General features: G+C 34.8%; 1 protein-coding gene. It reads left to right on the top strand.

The genetic code is table 11. The annotated features are described in order from the left end of the window. Window positions 1-144, top strand: a 144-nt coding sequence (locus tag ACYQ4S_RS12625) for an ATP-binding protein (RefSeq protein WP_459771534.1), incomplete at its 5' end; no start/stop codon positions are given. Between the last annotated feature and the right edge of the window lie 135 nt (window positions 145-279).

Here is a 279-nt window from a genome sequence, read left to right as displayed (position 1 = left end):
TGGAATAAAGTGTTCATTGACGCTCGTCTGACAGCCGCATTGGTTGATCGACTGATTCACCATGCTCACATATTAAGCTTTACCGGAGAGAGTTTTCGACTAAAGAATGCACTATCCAAACACAAATGTAAAGAACAGTTATAAAATGTAGAAAAATGACAATGTAAAATTGTTGGTTTTCCTACATTTTTTATATACTCTTCTTATCCCCTATAGAATTGGAGTGGAATAGGAATGAGAAGAGATATCAGAGAAGGAGTGAAAAAACATATGATTGAT

Source organism: Alkalibacterium sp. s-m-28, from assembly GCF_054658175.1.
The sequence above is the reverse complement of the archived record's forward strand: the minus strand, read 5'-3'. Positions and strand labels throughout refer to the sequence as shown.